A 13564-nucleotide genomic window follows, 5' to 3' on the forward strand; every position below is an offset into this window, starting at 1 on the left:
GCAGCCGCATGTGGGCTGGGTGGCGATGACACCGCGCTTCTATTGATCATCGAAGGGCTCACGCAGACATGGCCACTGCGCGGCGAGGCCGCAGTCGAGGCGGCAAAGCGGCTGGGTCATGCGCTGCGGGTTCCAGTCAGCTGAATAGAGCAATATCAGGTCATCGAACGCGTTTGCCCCTAAAACCCAATTTGTGACGCGGACTTTGCAAACTCGAGAGACGCTGGGACGCTGGGAGCGAACCGATTTGGCAAAATACCCCCTTTGACAGGCGGCGCGCCATATAGCGGCCTTGAACACAAAATCATGCGCGAGATCGGAAGACAGTGCCAAAAAGCATAGTTTTGGCTAACGAAAAAAACGTCTTTCATAGTCAACCAGCTTGCACGCGACCGTCCCGGTTTCTTGCATCGCGCTATCGCATTTCCCGCGCCGCCATGGCATCGCTGAGTGCATTTGCCAACGCGCGGACCCGTCGTGGCTGGGCCCTCCCGGGGGGAAACATCATTTGGAGCGGGTTCGGCGGCGCGGCGTGTTTTTCCAGCAGCGCGACCAGCTTTCTCGCTTCGAGATCAGGCGCAACGTCGAGTTCTGATTTCAGGATGATACCATATCCCTCAAGCGCCCATTGCCGCACCAAAGAGCCATCGTTTACGATCTTGTTGCCACGCACGGTCACGGTTTGCGGTTTCTTGTCTGTTCCAAATCGCCAGACATTGTCCAAGGTCGTCCCGAACCGCATGATCAGGCAATTATGTTGCGTCAGATCCGCGGGGGTCTGCGGCGCGCCATGCGCTGCGATATAGGACGGGGCCGCACAGACAATACGGCGGAAATGGCCGAGATTTCTGGTTCTCAAGGTGCTATCGGTCACCGTGCCAAAGCGCATCGCCAGATCAAATCCCTGGCCAACAATATCGACATAGCTGTCCGACAAAAGCAGCTCGATTGAAATCGCGGGGTGCTCTGCAGTAAAGGTGGAAATCACGTTTGAGACGATACTTCGGCCAAGATCAATGGGCGCGCTGATCCGGATCGGACCGGACAGGGTGTCTGCGCCGTGGCGGATACGCGTTTCGAGATCCTGAAGCTCTGCCAGAACAGCCTTGGCCCCGCTGAGCAACGTGCGGCCCTCGTCGGTCAGGCTTAGCGAGCGCGTCGTGCGGTTGAACAGGACGACACCGTAATGCGCCTCAAGGGTGGCAAGCCGCTCCGAGACCGTGGTGCTCGAAAGGCCGGCTTCGCGCGCGGCGGCGACAAGGCTGCCTTTCTCGGCAATGGTCAGAAACAGGCGGATATTGTCGATCAGCATTGTTCGGAAATACCGGATTATCATTTCGAATGATGGATGTTTATCCGGCTTTGACAGGTATGTATATCTTTGTCATCAAATCAAACAAGGATCAGCCCAATGTCCAAGCTTACCATCGTCGCCAACATCCACGCCAAAGCCGATAAAATCGATCTGGTGAAATCCGAACTTCTCAAGCTCGTCCCAATCACCCGCGCCGAAGCAGGCTGCATCAACTATGACCTGCATCAGGACAACGAAGATCCGGCGCATTTCACATTCTACGAGAACTGGGAAAGCCGCGAAATCTGGCAAGAGCACATGAACGCGCCGCATCTGGCCGCTTACATGGCAGCAACGGAAGGCGCGGTTGAGCAGTTTATCCTTGCCGAAATGACCCAGATCGACTGATCCAGTTCGCAGCCGGTTCTTAACGAACGGCGCCGCGCATCCTCCCCTAAATCCGGAGACCGAAAATGAAAGCCATCGGCTACACCACAAACGGCGCCATTGATCGTGCCGACGCCCTGCTCGATCTTGAGATTGAGAAACCCACCGCCACCGGCCATGACATTCTGGTCAAGGTTGCGGCCGTGTCGGTCAACCCTGTCGACACGAAAGTCCGCCAGAACCGCCCGGCAGAGGGCGACACGCCTGTGATCCTTGGTTGGGATGCCGTGGGCGAGGTGGTGGAAATCGGCGACAAGGTCAGCCAGTTCAAACTGGGCGACAAAGTCTGGTATGCGGGCGCGATCAACCGCACCGGCACCAATGCAGAATACCACCTCGTGGATGCCCGGATTGTCGGCCACGCGCCGAAATCAATCGACACCTCTGCGGCTGCCGCCCTGCCGCTGACCACGCTAACGGCGCAAGAGATGATCTTTGACCGCCTGAAAATCACCGATCCGGTGCCGGGCGCGACGAATGCCATCGTCGTCATCGGCGGTGCGGGCGGTGTTGGCTCTATCGCGATCCAGCTTTTGCGTGCGCAGACCGATCTGACGATCATCGCCACCGCCTCACGTCCCGAAACGCAGGACTGGGTCAAGGAACTGGGCGCGCATCACGTTGTGGACCACTCCAAGCCGCTGCCCGACCAGATTGCCGCCCTCAATATCTGCGCGCCTGCGTTCGTGTTCTCGACCAACCATTCGGAAACCTATGTGACCCAGATTGCCGAGTTCATCGCGCCGCAGGGCCGGTTTGGCCTGATCGACGATCCCAAAGGGCTCGACATCACGCCGTTCAAGGGCAAGGCCGTGTCGATCCACTGGGAGCTGATGTTCACCCGCTCGCTGTTCACAACCGACGACATCGCGCGCCAAGGTGAAATACTGGATACCATCGCAGGCCTGATCGATGCGAATAAGATCCGCTCGACCGCGACGGAAAGATTCGGGGCGATCAATGCTGAAAACCTCAAGCGCGCCCATGCCCTGATCGAAAGCGGCAAAGCCAAGGGCAAGATCGTTCTGGAAGGCTTCTGAAATGCAGGTGCGCAGGTTTGACCACGTCAATATCCAGACCACCCAGGTTGATGCGATGGTGGCTTTAAGGTGCCCTTGATCGTCGTTCATTGAAAGACAGCGCGCCCGGCCAAAGGTTTCCTCCTTTGGCCGAACGCTTTTGCTAAACCCGATTAGAAATCTTGCACTGTCGGGCGCAGGACGATCTGGTTCACATCCACATCTGCGGGCTGAGAGATGGCATAGGCGATAGCGTTTGCGATGGCAGAAGGCGCAATCGCCATCTTGTAGACCTCACCAACCATAGCGGCGCTGCCTTCGTGCGAACTGCCCAGCTTGAGATCGGTGTCGATCAGACCGGGCTCGATGATGGTCGTGCGGATTGCCCCGCCGATTTCCTGACGCAAGCCTTCGCTGATGGCGGCTACGGCAAATTTTGTGCCGCTGTAAACTGCGCCACCGGGCGAGACCTTGTGACCCGCGATAGAACCGATGGTGATCATGTGGCCGCTGTTCTGCGCCGTAAATTCGGGCAGCGCGGCGGCGATCCCATAGAGAACGCCCTTGATGTTGATGTCGACCATGCGGTCCCATTCCTCGACCAGCGTCTCGGTGATTGGGGCAATCGACATGACGCCCGCGTTGTTGATCATCACATCGACGCGGCCAAAGCTCTGCTTGGCGGTTTCGACCAGCGCCTTGACCTGCGCGGCATCCGCCACATCCGTCACGCGCATTTCGGCCGCGCCACCGGCGGCGCGGATGTCGGCCACGATGGCCTCCAGCTGGTCCTTTCGCCGCGCGCCCAGCGTTGTCGTCACCTACTCTTCCTTTAGCTCGGGGTATACTTCTCCCACTTGCTTCGGGATATCAGGTGCTTGAACGATCGCGCCGTGACAGGGCAACAAAATATCCGGCGGGTCTGAGGCAAGCAGCGCTTTCACGCTGTCGAGATAGGCCGCGCGATCCTTTATGCCAAAGTTTGGGAACACTTTGTTCGCGTGGATCTTGTCGCCCAGCTTGCCCTCGCGGTTGTTTTGGAGCCAAAAGCATCGACGACATGCCAAAGGTATCGCGCCTCGTTCTGGGCGATCAACCACATCTCGCCATTTTTCAACCCCTCAGGGCTATACAAGCGCATCCCCTCGGGCAACGCTGCGCGCAGCGCCTCCAGCCCGTCAAATGCCAGCCCGGTGCGCCCCTGAAGCCGCTCATGCATGGCAGGCGGTGCAACCAATGCTGCCTGCGGATAGGCTTGCGAATACTCGACCAGACCGCCGTTGTGATAGCCATTCGGCGCCAGAAGGAAGGCAACTTTGCCAATTTCGGCAAGGCTGGATTTTGCGCCATTGCTCAACCCTGATACGGGGCTGAACAGGCACAGATCACCCGACCGCAAAACAACCGCCGTGCAGCGAAAGTTGCTCTTAGTGGCCGTAGAGAGGCCAGGAAGACCTTGCACAGGGTCGAATGCCGATAGACTGGCTGCCATGATCCGTCTCCCGCGTTTATAGGCCCGCGTGCCAGTCGCGGATGGACTCGCCGATCTGATCGGGCGAATCCTCTCGGATGAAGTGCAGGCCGGGCACGGTGACTTCGGTCAGGTTCGGCCAGCTGCGCACGTACTCACGCGCCGGACCCGCGATCAGCACCCCGGGTTCGGCATTGACGAAGAGCTTCGGGATCGGCGTCTGCGTCAGCCATCGCGAATATGCCCCGACGATTTCGGCCACATCGGCGGGTTCTCCGCCAATCGGAATCTGGCGCGGCCAAGTAAGCGTCGGGCGCCGGTCCTCGCCCGCATTGGCAAAGGGGCGACGGTATTCGTTCATTTCTGCGTCACTCAGATCACGCAGGATCGAGGCAGGCAGGATAGCTTCAACAAACAGGTTGTTCTCAAGAACCATCTGCTCTCCGGCGGGGGACCGCAGGGCGCTGAACAGCTCACGGCTTTTCTCGGGAAAATTGTCCAGGCTTGGCACCGGGGCGACGACGGCCTCCATGAAGGCAATGCCCTTGACTGCTTCGGGGTGGGTATGAGCCCCGTGAAAGCCAAGGCCCGAACCCCAGTCATGGATCACCAATGTGACATTTTCCGTGACACTAAGCTGCTCCAGCAGCGCGAAAAGATACTTGCGCTGTTGGACAAAGGTGTAACTGTCCGGCCCGGAATTATCGAGCTGGTCGCTGTCGCCCATGCCAATCAGATCGGGCGCAATCAGCCGCCCTTTACCAGCCAGATACGGCATCACGTTGCGCCAGAGATAGGACGAGGTGGGGTTGCCGTGCAGGAACACTATCGGATCACCGGTGCCCTCTTCGATATAGGCCATCTGCTTGCCATAAACTGTGGCAAATTTCTTTTTGTCGCGGAATGATGGTGTCATGATGGGCCCTTCGGGCTTGTGATTCAGTCAATGTGGAAATAAAAGAACGAGCGTTCTAAAACAAGGCCGAAAATGTCCAGACCCAAATCCCGCTCCCGCGAAACGCTGCTCGACAACGCGCTGAATACGTTCTGGAAGACCGGCTACCACGTTGTTTCCATAGGGGATCTGGTGCGCGAAACCGGCGTTAGCCGCGCCGGAATTTACAGCGAATATTCTGGCAAGCAGGATCTGTTTCACGCCTGTCTGGACCGCTATCAGGAGGTGGTGGTAACGCCCGCCTTCTCCCCGGTCGAAGCCGAGGGCGCAGGGCTTGACGCGATCCGCACCTATCTGTCGAACCTGATGGCGCGGTTCGAGGCTGCGGGTGGGTTCGGCATCGGCTGCCTTGTCGGCAATACGCTCACCCAGATTCCCGAAGACGACACCGCAACCCGTGAAAAGCTGCTGGAGCATTGCACGCGGTTGACCAACGGTTTTCGCAAGGTTCTGGTCCATGAGAATGGCCCCAACGGGCCTTTGTCTGCCGATGAAATCGACGATCTCGCCCGCTACACCATGATCTCGGTCCAAGGGCTGTGGTCTTATGCCCGGCTCACCGATGACGTTGCCGCCCTGCGTGCCTATTCGGAGACGCTGGTCGCATCGTTGAAGGCGTCTCTGCGCGGCGCGTTACATTGAGCAACGAAATGCCCTCTGGTGATTTTCAGTTCATCGCACTTGATGTGGAAACCGCCTGTGGTGACAGCGCCAGCATCTGCCAGATCGGGCTGGCGTGTGTCGGATATGATGAAACCATTCAGACGTGGTCGGTTTATGTCGATCCGCAAATGCCCTTTGCGCCGTTCAACACTAAGCTACACGGGATCGGTTCGCAGACAGTGCGTGACGCGCAAACTTTTGCGCAGATCTGGCCCGACCTGTTGCCGCTACTGTCGCGCCACCCCATGGTGCAACACAGCAGGTTCGACGAACACGCGATCAACGCCGCCTGCATAGCCCGCGGCATGCCGCGCCCGCGCCTGACATGGCACGATAGTGTGGCAATTGCACGTGCTGCCTGGCCCGAGCTAAAGGGGAATGGCGGCCACGGGCTGGCCAATCTTAAGCAGGTTTTGGGCCTCGACTTTCACCACCACGATGCAGGCGAAGACGCCCGCGCCGCCGCGATGGTTGTGCTGCGGGCACAGGCGATCTGCTCAGGGCATCCGGTCTTGGAGGCATTGAAGTTGAAACCGTTCCAGCTGTCCTGGCCCTTTTAGGGATCAGCCTTTTAAGCCCACGCTTTGGTTCGTGTATCAGCTCCGGGCTGAGATCGGTGATGCACCCTACCCGCATCGAGTCTAGGGCAGGCGCGGTGTTGTTGTTTCAGTTATCAAAGTAGACATAGATGTCAGTGTCGGCTGTCGAAACTCCCGGATCAACAACGAACCCAGCTTTCTGAAGAACCCGAGCCGACGCTAAGTTACCGCGGCTCACACCTGCGACCAACCTCAGGGGCCGGTCTTCCTTTACGGCGGAAACCAGACCGTCCAAAAGCTCGGAGCCAAAACCTTGCCCCCATACCGCTTCGGAAAGCAGGTAGCCAATGTGCATGATGGGCGTTTTGTCCGCATCAGGGTCGGGCGCCAGTATCATGAGTCCCACGAGGTCGTCGCTGAATTTCGATTCAACAAGCAGGACTTCGCTTTCCTCTGCCCGCGCATCTATCCATGATGAAACACCACCAGACTGATCCCCCAATTGAAGAGGCGGTGGTAGATGCTCAAGCACAGGGCGGGTCAAGATCGACGACAGATTGGCTTCAAGCGAAAGGCGTGCTTTCCGATCTTCGATAACGGGCCGCCAACTATGAATAAATAGCCGCGCAGTGTCGAATTTCTCTAACCTCATGTTGGTTCCAAAACGGTTACACTGACGACAGATTATTCTGCAATCCGCTTTCTGGGAATAACCGTTTTGTCCTGCGGGCTTTCAACAGCCGGAATTGCTGCACGATGCACGGATGGCTGGTTCGGTGAAGCTGCGCTGCGGCGTGGCTTGGCTCGTCCAAGGGCAGCTCTGGGCCGTCTGCGACACCGATCCGGGCTCGCCTCGTGACGAGCTCGCCGCGCTGCATCCAAGGTTGGCATCGAGCCCATACTAACGCTACTATGCGTCGCGGCAGAGGCGCGTCTGCTCTATGGTCGCTGTAAAGGCGGCCGATTAATGCCAATGCTTGAAGCCTACTGCCTCTCCTTAATCTGTGCGCCACTGCGCCAACCACACATAGGCAACGTAAGCGACCAACACGACCAGGCCGATAACCCTGCCAATGACCGGTCGGGTCAGCAGCACTGCCGTCAGCGCCAGTGAGGCTGCAATCATGATTGGCAGGTCGAAGGTCAGGAACCTGTCGGCGACCGGCACAGGCTTGATCAACGCCGTCACTCCAAGAATTCCGAGCACGTTGAAAATGTTAGAACCAACTATATTGCCGATTGCGATTTCTGACTGACGCCGAAAGGCTGCGATGATGGACGTGGCCAGTTCAGGAAGTGACGTGCCCACCGCCACGATTGTCAAACCGATGAAAGCTTCCGAAACGCCAAAGCCCCGGGCAATAGACACCGATCCATCGACGAGAAACCGGGCACCGAACATTAAGACGACCAACCCACCCAGAACCCAGAGTGCAGAGACAAGCATAGAGGCAAGCACCGATGTGCCACCGTCGTCATCAATTGCAGCACCGGGTTGAATGTAGGCCCAAGTCAGGTAGCCCGCCAACGCGATGACCAACAAACCGCCCGACAGCCGCCCGATTTCGCCCATTGCAAAGATCGGCACCAACGCGACCGCCGCTGCGACCATGACAGCCGTATCGCGCTGCAGAGTCACGCCAGAGACACGAATGGGCCAGACCAGACTGGTCAGGCCAACGATCAGCAAGATGTTGGCGATATTCGATCCAACGATGTTGCCAACAGCGATGTCAGGCACACCGCGCAACGCCGCTTGAACCGAGACAAGAAGCTCTGGTGTGGAGGTCCCGAATCCCACGACGGTTAAACCAATCAGTAGTGGCGGAATCGCCATGCGCCGGGCAATCCCAACGCTACCGCGCACCAGCGCTTCCCCACCGAAGAACAGGCCGATCAGACCGGCGACGACGTAGATGTAATCCAACGAAAACCCCTCGCGGGCAGTCCATCCACCCTGAATGGAGATAGGTATGACATCCGGCTGACCACAACAGCTCTTGCTAAGAATTCCTCCTACGTTTCCCCCAAGTTCGGTAGCTGCTCTGACATGGGTGAAGTGCTGCGCACTGGCAATTCTGATTGTGACAGACCCGAAAGGGTCCAACGCCATGAGTTAACTTCATCTACAAGGACCGCACTGTCACTGAAGACAGCCAAGTCTTGGAAGCAGGCGGTATCGTCGATCCGTTTTGATACAGTCAAAATTGTTCGATCTCAGTGAATGTCTCAAAAGTCCGTTTTGCCGCCTCTTACTCCCTAAAAATGCTGCGCGATGCACGAATGGCCGGTCTGGTGAAGCTGCACCGCAGCGCTGGCCGTTGACATGAGTGGCGGCTCTGGGCCGGTCGCGTCTATCTACTCAAGCGGCAGATCTCAGACGATCGCCGCAACCGCGAAGTCCTCGGCACGATTGATCGAGAAGCGGGTTGCGCAGAGGAGGTGGCTTGATGAGGCGCCGAGCACATTGCGTCAGCGAACTTTTTGGATCTTCAACTTGTCTTGCTTTGCTCTACTCTTGATCGACTCCTCTGAGCGCGTGAGGGCTTTGGCAATCGACTTTAGGCTCATTCCCTTTTTTGCCAATAAATGCAATTTTCGAATTTCATCAGATGTCCAAGATTGGCGGTGACGTTCATAGCGTTCTGTCATTGGTTTTTTGCCTTATTGTTGTGCCGACGTGAGGATTGTGAGTGCCGCGCGCTGATGCCTATGGATCTCGAAATAATATGCTTTTGGGGTGTAAGCACCATGCGCTTCGATCGTCTCAGATCTGACCGCAAGGAGGAGGGAACACTCAATCAAAGTATAGCACGAGTGGGCGTGCTGAACGAAAGATTTCAATCAACAGATCGATCACGTCGTCGTCCAGAAAAAGCGCGTCCGGAATGTCTGTGCGGCATCCCAAACCGACCATCTTTAGATAGGGTGCTGCTGGATTATTGCTGTCAAAACCATCTGGTAGCGCATTTGACGCCTTTCGCGTGATAATACCATCTGGAAACGCCACCTTGAACTGAGCATCGTTAACGATTTCCTCAAAGCCCTGCGAGTCATCGACCAAACGTGTGCGTAATTTTGCAAGCGCTGCTTTGCTGGGGTGAAAAATTCCAGCCCCTGCGTGACAATTCCCCGGCTCGATGTGAAGGTAATATCCAACGTCTTCGGCGGGATCTCCAGCATTGGCAAACACATCTACGTCAGTGCGGTAAAGGCCGGGCCCGACACGATCTCGTGCCTCCTGAAAGAACTTGGAATAACTTTGCTTGGGTTTGATCCTTGCCTCTGCCACGTGCGGGTCAAAACGACCCGCATAATCGTGGAGCGTCGTCGCAATGCCCGTGAAATTGCGCAACGCGTCGTCACGTTCTTCTCGATGGGCGTCCATCCAAACTTTGCGGTTGTTCGATGCAAGATCGGCAAGGAACACAAACGTTTCTGGTTCTACCATGGGATCGGCTCCTGTCTCGCAGTTGCGCAGCGGGGGCGCTGCTTTTGTATCCTAGCCTCAAGCAAACAACCATGGGCTTGTAGTCCGACTGCCATATTTTCAAGTTTCCGCCTCATGGCGATCGGCATGAATGCGTCGCTTCAATCGAACATCCACTTTGGACCGATTGAGTGTGAGGTCAAAGGGTCCACGAGAGGTCTATGGAGGTGTTCGCGTGCGGCTCTAACGCTGTGTCAAACTTTGCAGTTCCAGCCTGTCCGCAAGCGGTGCGCTGCCAGTCATGCAGCAAAAGCGAGAGGCAGGCCGTGTGAAAAGTGAGAAGCGCCAAGCCAAAACGAAAGAGTTTTTAAATGCCGAGCTGTTAGGGCTTGAGTGTGACGTGTTGGTGCCCGCAGCATTGGAGCGGCAGATCACGCTCGACAACTGCGCCAAGATCAATGCCAGCATCATCCTTAAAATGGCGAACGGACCCGTGTCACCGGAGGCCTACAGAAAGCTGAGCGAAGCAGGTAAATCATCGTGCTCGATATAGAGTGGCGCAGACGATAGCGTCAGTAGCATCAATTAGGGGGGGGGGGGGGGGGGCGAGATTTTCACACACTCCAGATTTCTTGGCGAATGGGGCCTATGCGCCGCTCCACGCTTTCAGCGTCTTGTGAGGATGATCCACTCACCAATATTTTCACGATTGATGAAGCCCACAAGACGTCCCGCCCGGTCCAGCACCGCAACGACGGGGGCTTGTCCTGCCGCCAAAGCGTCCAGCACCGCGTCCATCCCGGTCTCAAGCGTCACGGTTGGAACGTCTTCGATCATAACCGTTGAAACAAGTTCGGCACGATGCTCGGCCTCTGGGCGGGCCAACACGCTTGCCCGCGTCAGCACCCCGACAAGCCGACCGTCGGCGGCCAGCACGGGAAATTCCGATTGAGAACTGTGCAAGATCGCCTGCGCGGCCATCTCGAGCGTCGCGTCCGGAGCAAGGGTCTGGAACGTGGTAATAACCGCATCACGCGCCTTTGCGCGATGGGCCAGACCGCGCATCACCGCATCCGAGCTTTCCGCCCCGGCGGCGAAAAAAATGAACACCGCGATCAGAACCAGAATGGGATTGCCCCCGGTTATCCCCCAGAATGCGAACAGAAAGGCAATGATTTGCCCGGTGCGCGCGGCAAGTTCTGTGGCCTTGATCCGATCCATAAAAATCGAGAGAACGGCGCGGAACACCCTGCCGCCATCCATCGGGAAGGCCGGGATCATATTAAAGGCAACCAGCAGGAAATTGACCAAGGCCAGCCGCCCCCAGAAATCCTGTGAGGCGTTCTCAAGCGATTGCAGATCGCCCAGCCGGGTCGCCGCGCCCAGAAGCACCGTCAGCAACAGCCATATCACGACATTCACGGCCGGGCCCGCAAGCGCGATCAGAATCTCCTGCCGCGGATTTTCGGGAAACCGCTCAAGTCGCGCCATCCCGCCAATCGGCAAAAGCGTGATATCGGGCGTCTTCACCCCGAAGCGGGCCGCCATCGTGGCATGACCAAACTCATGCAAGACCACGCAAACAAAGACGGCCAGAATGAACAGCACGCTGGTCGTTGCGGCTTGTGGGCCCTGCGTGGCCCAAGCACCTGCCGCGATCCAGATCAGCAGCAGAAAGAAGGTGACATGCACCCTGAGTTCCGTGCCCCGGATCTTCCCGATCGAATAGGACCAACGCATATTATCCCCCGCTTCAGAGGCCTGGAGATTGCACCAATCGCGCCCCTTCGCCCCGTCATTTCATGTACCAACAGTCTGGGCGTGGGAGCAGCATAGGGCAAGACGTTCCGCGATCCGTCTGTCGATTTGCTGTCCAAGACGCAGGGGTTGAAACGTAAGCAGTGCGCCATCCCAGTGGTTTCGGCTTGATATGAGTTCAGGCATTGCAGCTCGCAACTGAGTTTGCGGGAGGTTGACGGTGGAACACCAAAAACGAGCTCCGAAATGAGGCTGGCAGGTTGCAGGGAGTGTCGCGGATCAATGTCCTTGATGGCCCGACCGGACGGCGCCGCTGACACAGACGCCACGGCATCGGCAGACACAGGCGTTGTCAAGATCGAGATCTGTGGTGCAACTCGGCATGTGATGCCCGATTGCAGCCCGGAACGTGCAACGGTTTTTAGCCGCGCCATTGGGGAAGGTGTAGCTGCGCACTTGAGTGGCAACAGCCGTGCCGACGGTGCTGTTTCTCTTAGTATATTCGAGCAGGAATTGAACGGCCCTCAGGTTACCGGTCTTTCTGTCGATTAGGTGCCCCCCTGTGCAGCCGCGCAACGTTCGAAAATTCTGCGCGATGTAAAAATGAGTAAGCGGTGCGCTGCCCCCACCTTCCTTGTGAGCCCCTGATCTGAGATTCAGTCCTGATGGATGGATTATCAGGAAGTTTCTCCATGGAGCGCTCAACGGAGTTTCTCAGTAACATTGATATGGTTGTGGGGCCGCGTGGTCACCGCCGCTGGCCTGATGCGGTGTCGCGAGGGCGTGGGGCGGCGCTGGCTGGAGAGCGCGGCCAAATCGAACCTCAAGCGGGTTTGTCTGGAACTGGGCGCCAAATCCCCCAATATCGTTCTCGCCGATGCGCCCGATCTCGACGAGGCGGCCAAGATGTCCGCCAACTGAATTTTCGCAACTCGGGTCAAGTCTGCATCGCGGGCTCGCGCTTGCTGGTGAAGCGCTCAATCCACGATGCGTTCGTTGAAAAGCTTATTCGATGCATGGCGGGCGGATGGTGTGATGGCCGCTGTTGATAGATTGGTTTCCCCCTCTCGACAGCATCGCAATTTTCTATTGTGGTAAGTAGTAAAGCCTTCACATACGGAAGGAAAATTCATGTCTGAGGTGGCCCTCATCGGCATTGAGTAGCAAAGCGCGTTTCTCAACCGAATGGCGCTCGCAATGACGGATCGGAGCAGTTCAACCGCCCGGATGATTTGTTTTGAACTGGTCGTCGAAGGATCAATCCTGAACGGTCATGGTGGCACCTTCGGAGTTGAGGAACTGGTTGCCGTTGAGATGGCTGATCGTAACGCAATTCCTGCCCTTGCGCGGGCCGCTAGTCATGACCATGCAGATGCCGCCTCGGTCATATTCCCATTCGCCAGAATACGACATCAGCAGCGCTTTCATCGTCACGTTCCCGTTCGGCAGATATTTCAGTTTCACGTTCATCCCCATTCTCTTAACGGTGATGTCTTTGCCGATGATTTGATGGGAAATCTGCTCTTGGGTCAGGGGTTCACCTGCCAAGGCGGACAAGGGGATTAAGGCAAGCAGAATTGCGACCAGAGTACGATGTTTTTGCAATTTCCATATCTCCCGTTGGTTAGGTCCAGTCATGTCGTTTCAAGATGAGAGCGCAAGAGGTTTACTGCACAGGCCTGAACCCACCCCACGCACAAACGACGGCCTACTCATCAATAGATAGTAATTAATTACTTTCTTTTTTCAAGCCATACTGCAATTGCTGGCGGAGGTTGGCCCGCATGCAGAACTTGGGGATCGCGATGGCGCTGTTGCACGAATCTGAAACTGGCCGCAGCGCCCCTTTCTCCGGACACACTTATCCTGCGGCCATTCGATCTCTGCTGGCCACTGGTGTTTATCTCGTCTCAACTTTTCGCGTTGATCCTGTAGGGACAGCAATTGACGACGTCACATTCCTCCGTCACAGGTAAAGCAATCTTTCC

General features: G+C 57.0%; 15 protein-coding genes and 1 pseudogene. 6 read left to right on the plus strand and 10 right to left on the minus strand.

Going from position 1 to position 13564, the window contains the following annotated elements; genetic code table 11:
- Window positions 1-415: 415 nt before the first annotated feature.
- Entirely contained in the window at window positions 416-1312 is an 897-nt protein-coding gene (locus tag ACN0SD_RS10050; RefSeq protein WP_417808112.1) for a LysR family transcriptional regulator, read from the minus strand.
- Window positions 1313-1411: 99 nt separating this feature from the next.
- Here ACN0SD_RS10050 and ACN0SD_RS10055 point away from each other — a divergent pair, with 99 nt between their 5' ends.
- Both ACN0SD_RS10055 and ACN0SD_RS10060 read left to right on the plus strand, forming a co-directional pair.
- Window positions 1412-1702 carry a putative quinol monooxygenase gene (locus ACN0SD_RS10055; RefSeq protein WP_417808113.1) on the plus strand — a complete coding sequence of 97 codons (291 nt, stop codon included), beginning with the start codon at window positions 1412-1414 and terminating at the stop codon, window positions 1700-1702.
- 65 nt (window positions 1703-1767) lie between these two features.
- Window positions 1768-2781 carry a zinc-binding alcohol dehydrogenase family protein gene (locus tag ACN0SD_RS10060; protein ID WP_417808114.1) on the plus strand — a complete coding sequence of 338 codons (1014 nt, stop codon included), beginning with the start codon at window positions 1768-1770 and terminating at the stop codon, window positions 2779-2781.
- 152 nt (window positions 2782-2933) lie between these two features.
- On the opposite strand, the gene ACN0SD_RS10065 is transcribed toward ACN0SD_RS10060, so the two are convergent.
- The 3 genes from ACN0SD_RS10065 to ACN0SD_RS10075 form a co-directional block, all read right to left on the minus strand.
- Window positions 2934-3581 (minus strand): SDR family oxidoreductase, encoded by a 648-nt coding sequence (locus tag ACN0SD_RS10065; protein WP_417808115.1) that lies wholly within the window; start codon window positions 3579-3581, stop codon window positions 2934-2936.
- Between the two features lie 149 nt (window positions 3582-3730).
- Window positions 3731-4252, minus strand: coding sequence for a hypothetical protein (locus ACN0SD_RS10070; RefSeq protein ID WP_417808116.1), 522 nt, complete (start codon window positions 4250-4252; stop codon window positions 3731-3733).
- Between the two features lie 16 nt (window positions 4253-4268).
- Window positions 4269-5147, minus strand: coding sequence for a haloalkane dehalogenase (locus tag ACN0SD_RS10075; protein ID WP_417808117.1), 879 nt, complete (start codon window positions 5145-5147; stop codon window positions 4269-4271).
- A gap of 72 nt (window positions 5148-5219) precedes the next feature.
- Here ACN0SD_RS10075 and ACN0SD_RS10080 point away from each other — a divergent pair, with 72 nt between their 5' ends.
- Window positions 5220-5828 carry a TetR/AcrR family transcriptional regulator gene (locus ACN0SD_RS10080; protein WP_417808118.1) on the plus strand — a complete coding sequence of 203 codons (609 nt, stop codon included), beginning with the start codon at window positions 5220-5222 and terminating at the stop codon, window positions 5826-5828.
- Window positions 5825-6409: a 3'-5' exonuclease gene (locus ACN0SD_RS10085; RefSeq protein ID WP_417808119.1), complete on the plus strand. Its 585-nt coding sequence runs from the start codon at window positions 5825-5827 to the stop codon at window positions 6407-6409. The genes ACN0SD_RS10080 and ACN0SD_RS10085 overlap by 4 nt, the downstream gene beginning before the upstream one ends.
- A 106-nt stretch (window positions 6410-6515) precedes the next feature.
- Here the strand turns inward: ACN0SD_RS10085 and ACN0SD_RS10090 are convergent, their stop codons facing one another.
- The 4 genes from ACN0SD_RS10090 to ACN0SD_RS10105 form a co-directional block, all read right to left on the minus strand.
- Window positions 6516-7040, minus strand: a complete 525-nt coding sequence (locus ACN0SD_RS10090) for a GNAT family N-acetyltransferase (RefSeq protein WP_417808120.1) — start codon at window positions 7038-7040, stop codon at window positions 6516-6518.
- Window positions 7041-7385: 345 nt separating this feature from the next.
- Window positions 7386-8315, minus strand: a complete 930-nt coding sequence (locus ACN0SD_RS10095) for a calcium/sodium antiporter (RefSeq protein ID WP_417808121.1) — start codon at window positions 8313-8315, stop codon at window positions 7386-7388.
- A 545-nt stretch (window positions 8316-8860) separates the two neighbouring features.
- The gene (locus tag ACN0SD_RS10100) at window positions 8861-9040 is read right to left on the minus strand and encodes a hypothetical protein (RefSeq protein WP_417808122.1); all 180 of its coding nucleotides are present in this window, start codon (window positions 9038-9040) and stop codon (window positions 8861-8863) included.
- Window positions 9041-9185: 145 nt separating this feature from the next.
- Complete coding sequence (locus ACN0SD_RS10105) at window positions 9186-9839, minus strand: DUF2461 domain-containing protein (RefSeq protein ID WP_417808123.1); 654 nt, start codon at window positions 9837-9839, stop codon at window positions 9186-9188.
- A gap of 280 nt (window positions 9840-10119) precedes the next feature.
- Between ACN0SD_RS10105 and ACN0SD_RS10110 the strand changes: the two genes are divergently transcribed.
- Entirely contained in the window at window positions 10120-10371 is a 252-nt protein-coding gene (locus ACN0SD_RS10110; protein ID WP_417808124.1) for a hypothetical protein, read from the plus strand.
- 113 nt (window positions 10372-10484) lie between these two features.
- Here the strand turns inward: ACN0SD_RS10110 and ACN0SD_RS10115 are convergent, their stop codons facing one another.
- Complete coding sequence (locus ACN0SD_RS10115; protein WP_417808125.1) at window positions 10485-11558, minus strand: site-2 protease family protein; 1074 nt, start codon at window positions 11556-11558, stop codon at window positions 10485-10487.
- An 804-nt stretch (window positions 11559-12362) separates the two neighbouring features.
- Between ACN0SD_RS10115 and ACN0SD_RS10120 the strand changes: the two are divergent.
- Window positions 12363-12586: pseudogene (locus ACN0SD_RS10120) on the plus strand (aldehyde dehydrogenase family protein); the annotation flags it as partial.
- Between the two features lie 247 nt (window positions 12587-12833).
- Here ACN0SD_RS10120 and ACN0SD_RS10125 read toward each other — a convergent pair.
- Window positions 12834-13181, minus strand: coding sequence for a hypothetical protein (locus ACN0SD_RS10125; RefSeq protein ID WP_417808126.1), 348 nt, complete (start codon window positions 13179-13181; stop codon window positions 12834-12836).
- Window positions 13182-13564: the final 383 nt, after the last annotated feature.

The organism is Thioclava sp., assembly GCF_048263065.1.
GTDB lineage: Bacteria > Pseudomonadota > Alphaproteobacteria > Rhodobacterales > Rhodobacteraceae > Thioclava.

Bases quoted from the DNA above. Each gene is read 5' to 3' on its own strand.
- ACN0SD_RS10080 (WP_417808118.1), top strand. From the start codon at position 5,220: ATGTCCAGACCCAAATCCCGCTCCCGCGAAACGCTGCTCGACAACGCG.
- ACN0SD_RS10060 (WP_417808114.1), top strand. From the start codon at position 1,768: ATGAAAGCCATCGGCTACACCACAAACGGCGCCATTGATCGTGCCGAC.
- ACN0SD_RS10105 (WP_417808123.1), bottom strand. From the start codon at position 9,839: ATGGTAGAACCAGAAACGTTTGTGTTCCTTGCCGATCTTGCATCGAAC.
- ACN0SD_RS10090 (WP_417808120.1), bottom strand. From the start codon at position 7,040: ATGAGGTTAGAGAAATTCGACACTGCGCGGCTATTTATTCATAGTTGG.
- ACN0SD_RS10050 (WP_417808112.1), bottom strand. From the start codon at position 1,312: ATGCTGATCGACAATATCCGCCTGTTTCTGACCATTGCCGAGAAAGGC.
- ACN0SD_RS10055 (WP_417808113.1), top strand. From the start codon at position 1,412: ATGTCCAAGCTTACCATCGTCGCCAACATCCACGCCAAAGCCGATAAA.
- ACN0SD_RS10115 (WP_417808125.1), bottom strand. From the start codon at position 11,558: ATGCGTTGGTCCTATTCGATCGGGAAGATCCGGGGCACGGAACTCAGG.
- ACN0SD_RS10100 (WP_417808122.1), bottom strand. From the start codon at position 9,040: ATGACAGAACGCTATGAACGTCACCGCCAATCTTGGACATCTGATGAA.
- ACN0SD_RS10075 (WP_417808117.1), bottom strand. From the start codon at position 5,147: ATGACACCATCATTCCGCGACAAAAAGAAATTTGCCACAGTTTATGGC.
- ACN0SD_RS10070 (WP_417808116.1), bottom strand. From the start codon at position 4,252: ATGGCAGCCAGTCTATCGGCATTCGACCCTGTGCAAGGTCTTCCTGGC.
- ACN0SD_RS10110 (WP_417808124.1), top strand. From the start codon at position 10,120: ATGCAGCAAAAGCGAGAGGCAGGCCGTGTGAAAAGTGAGAAGCGCCAA.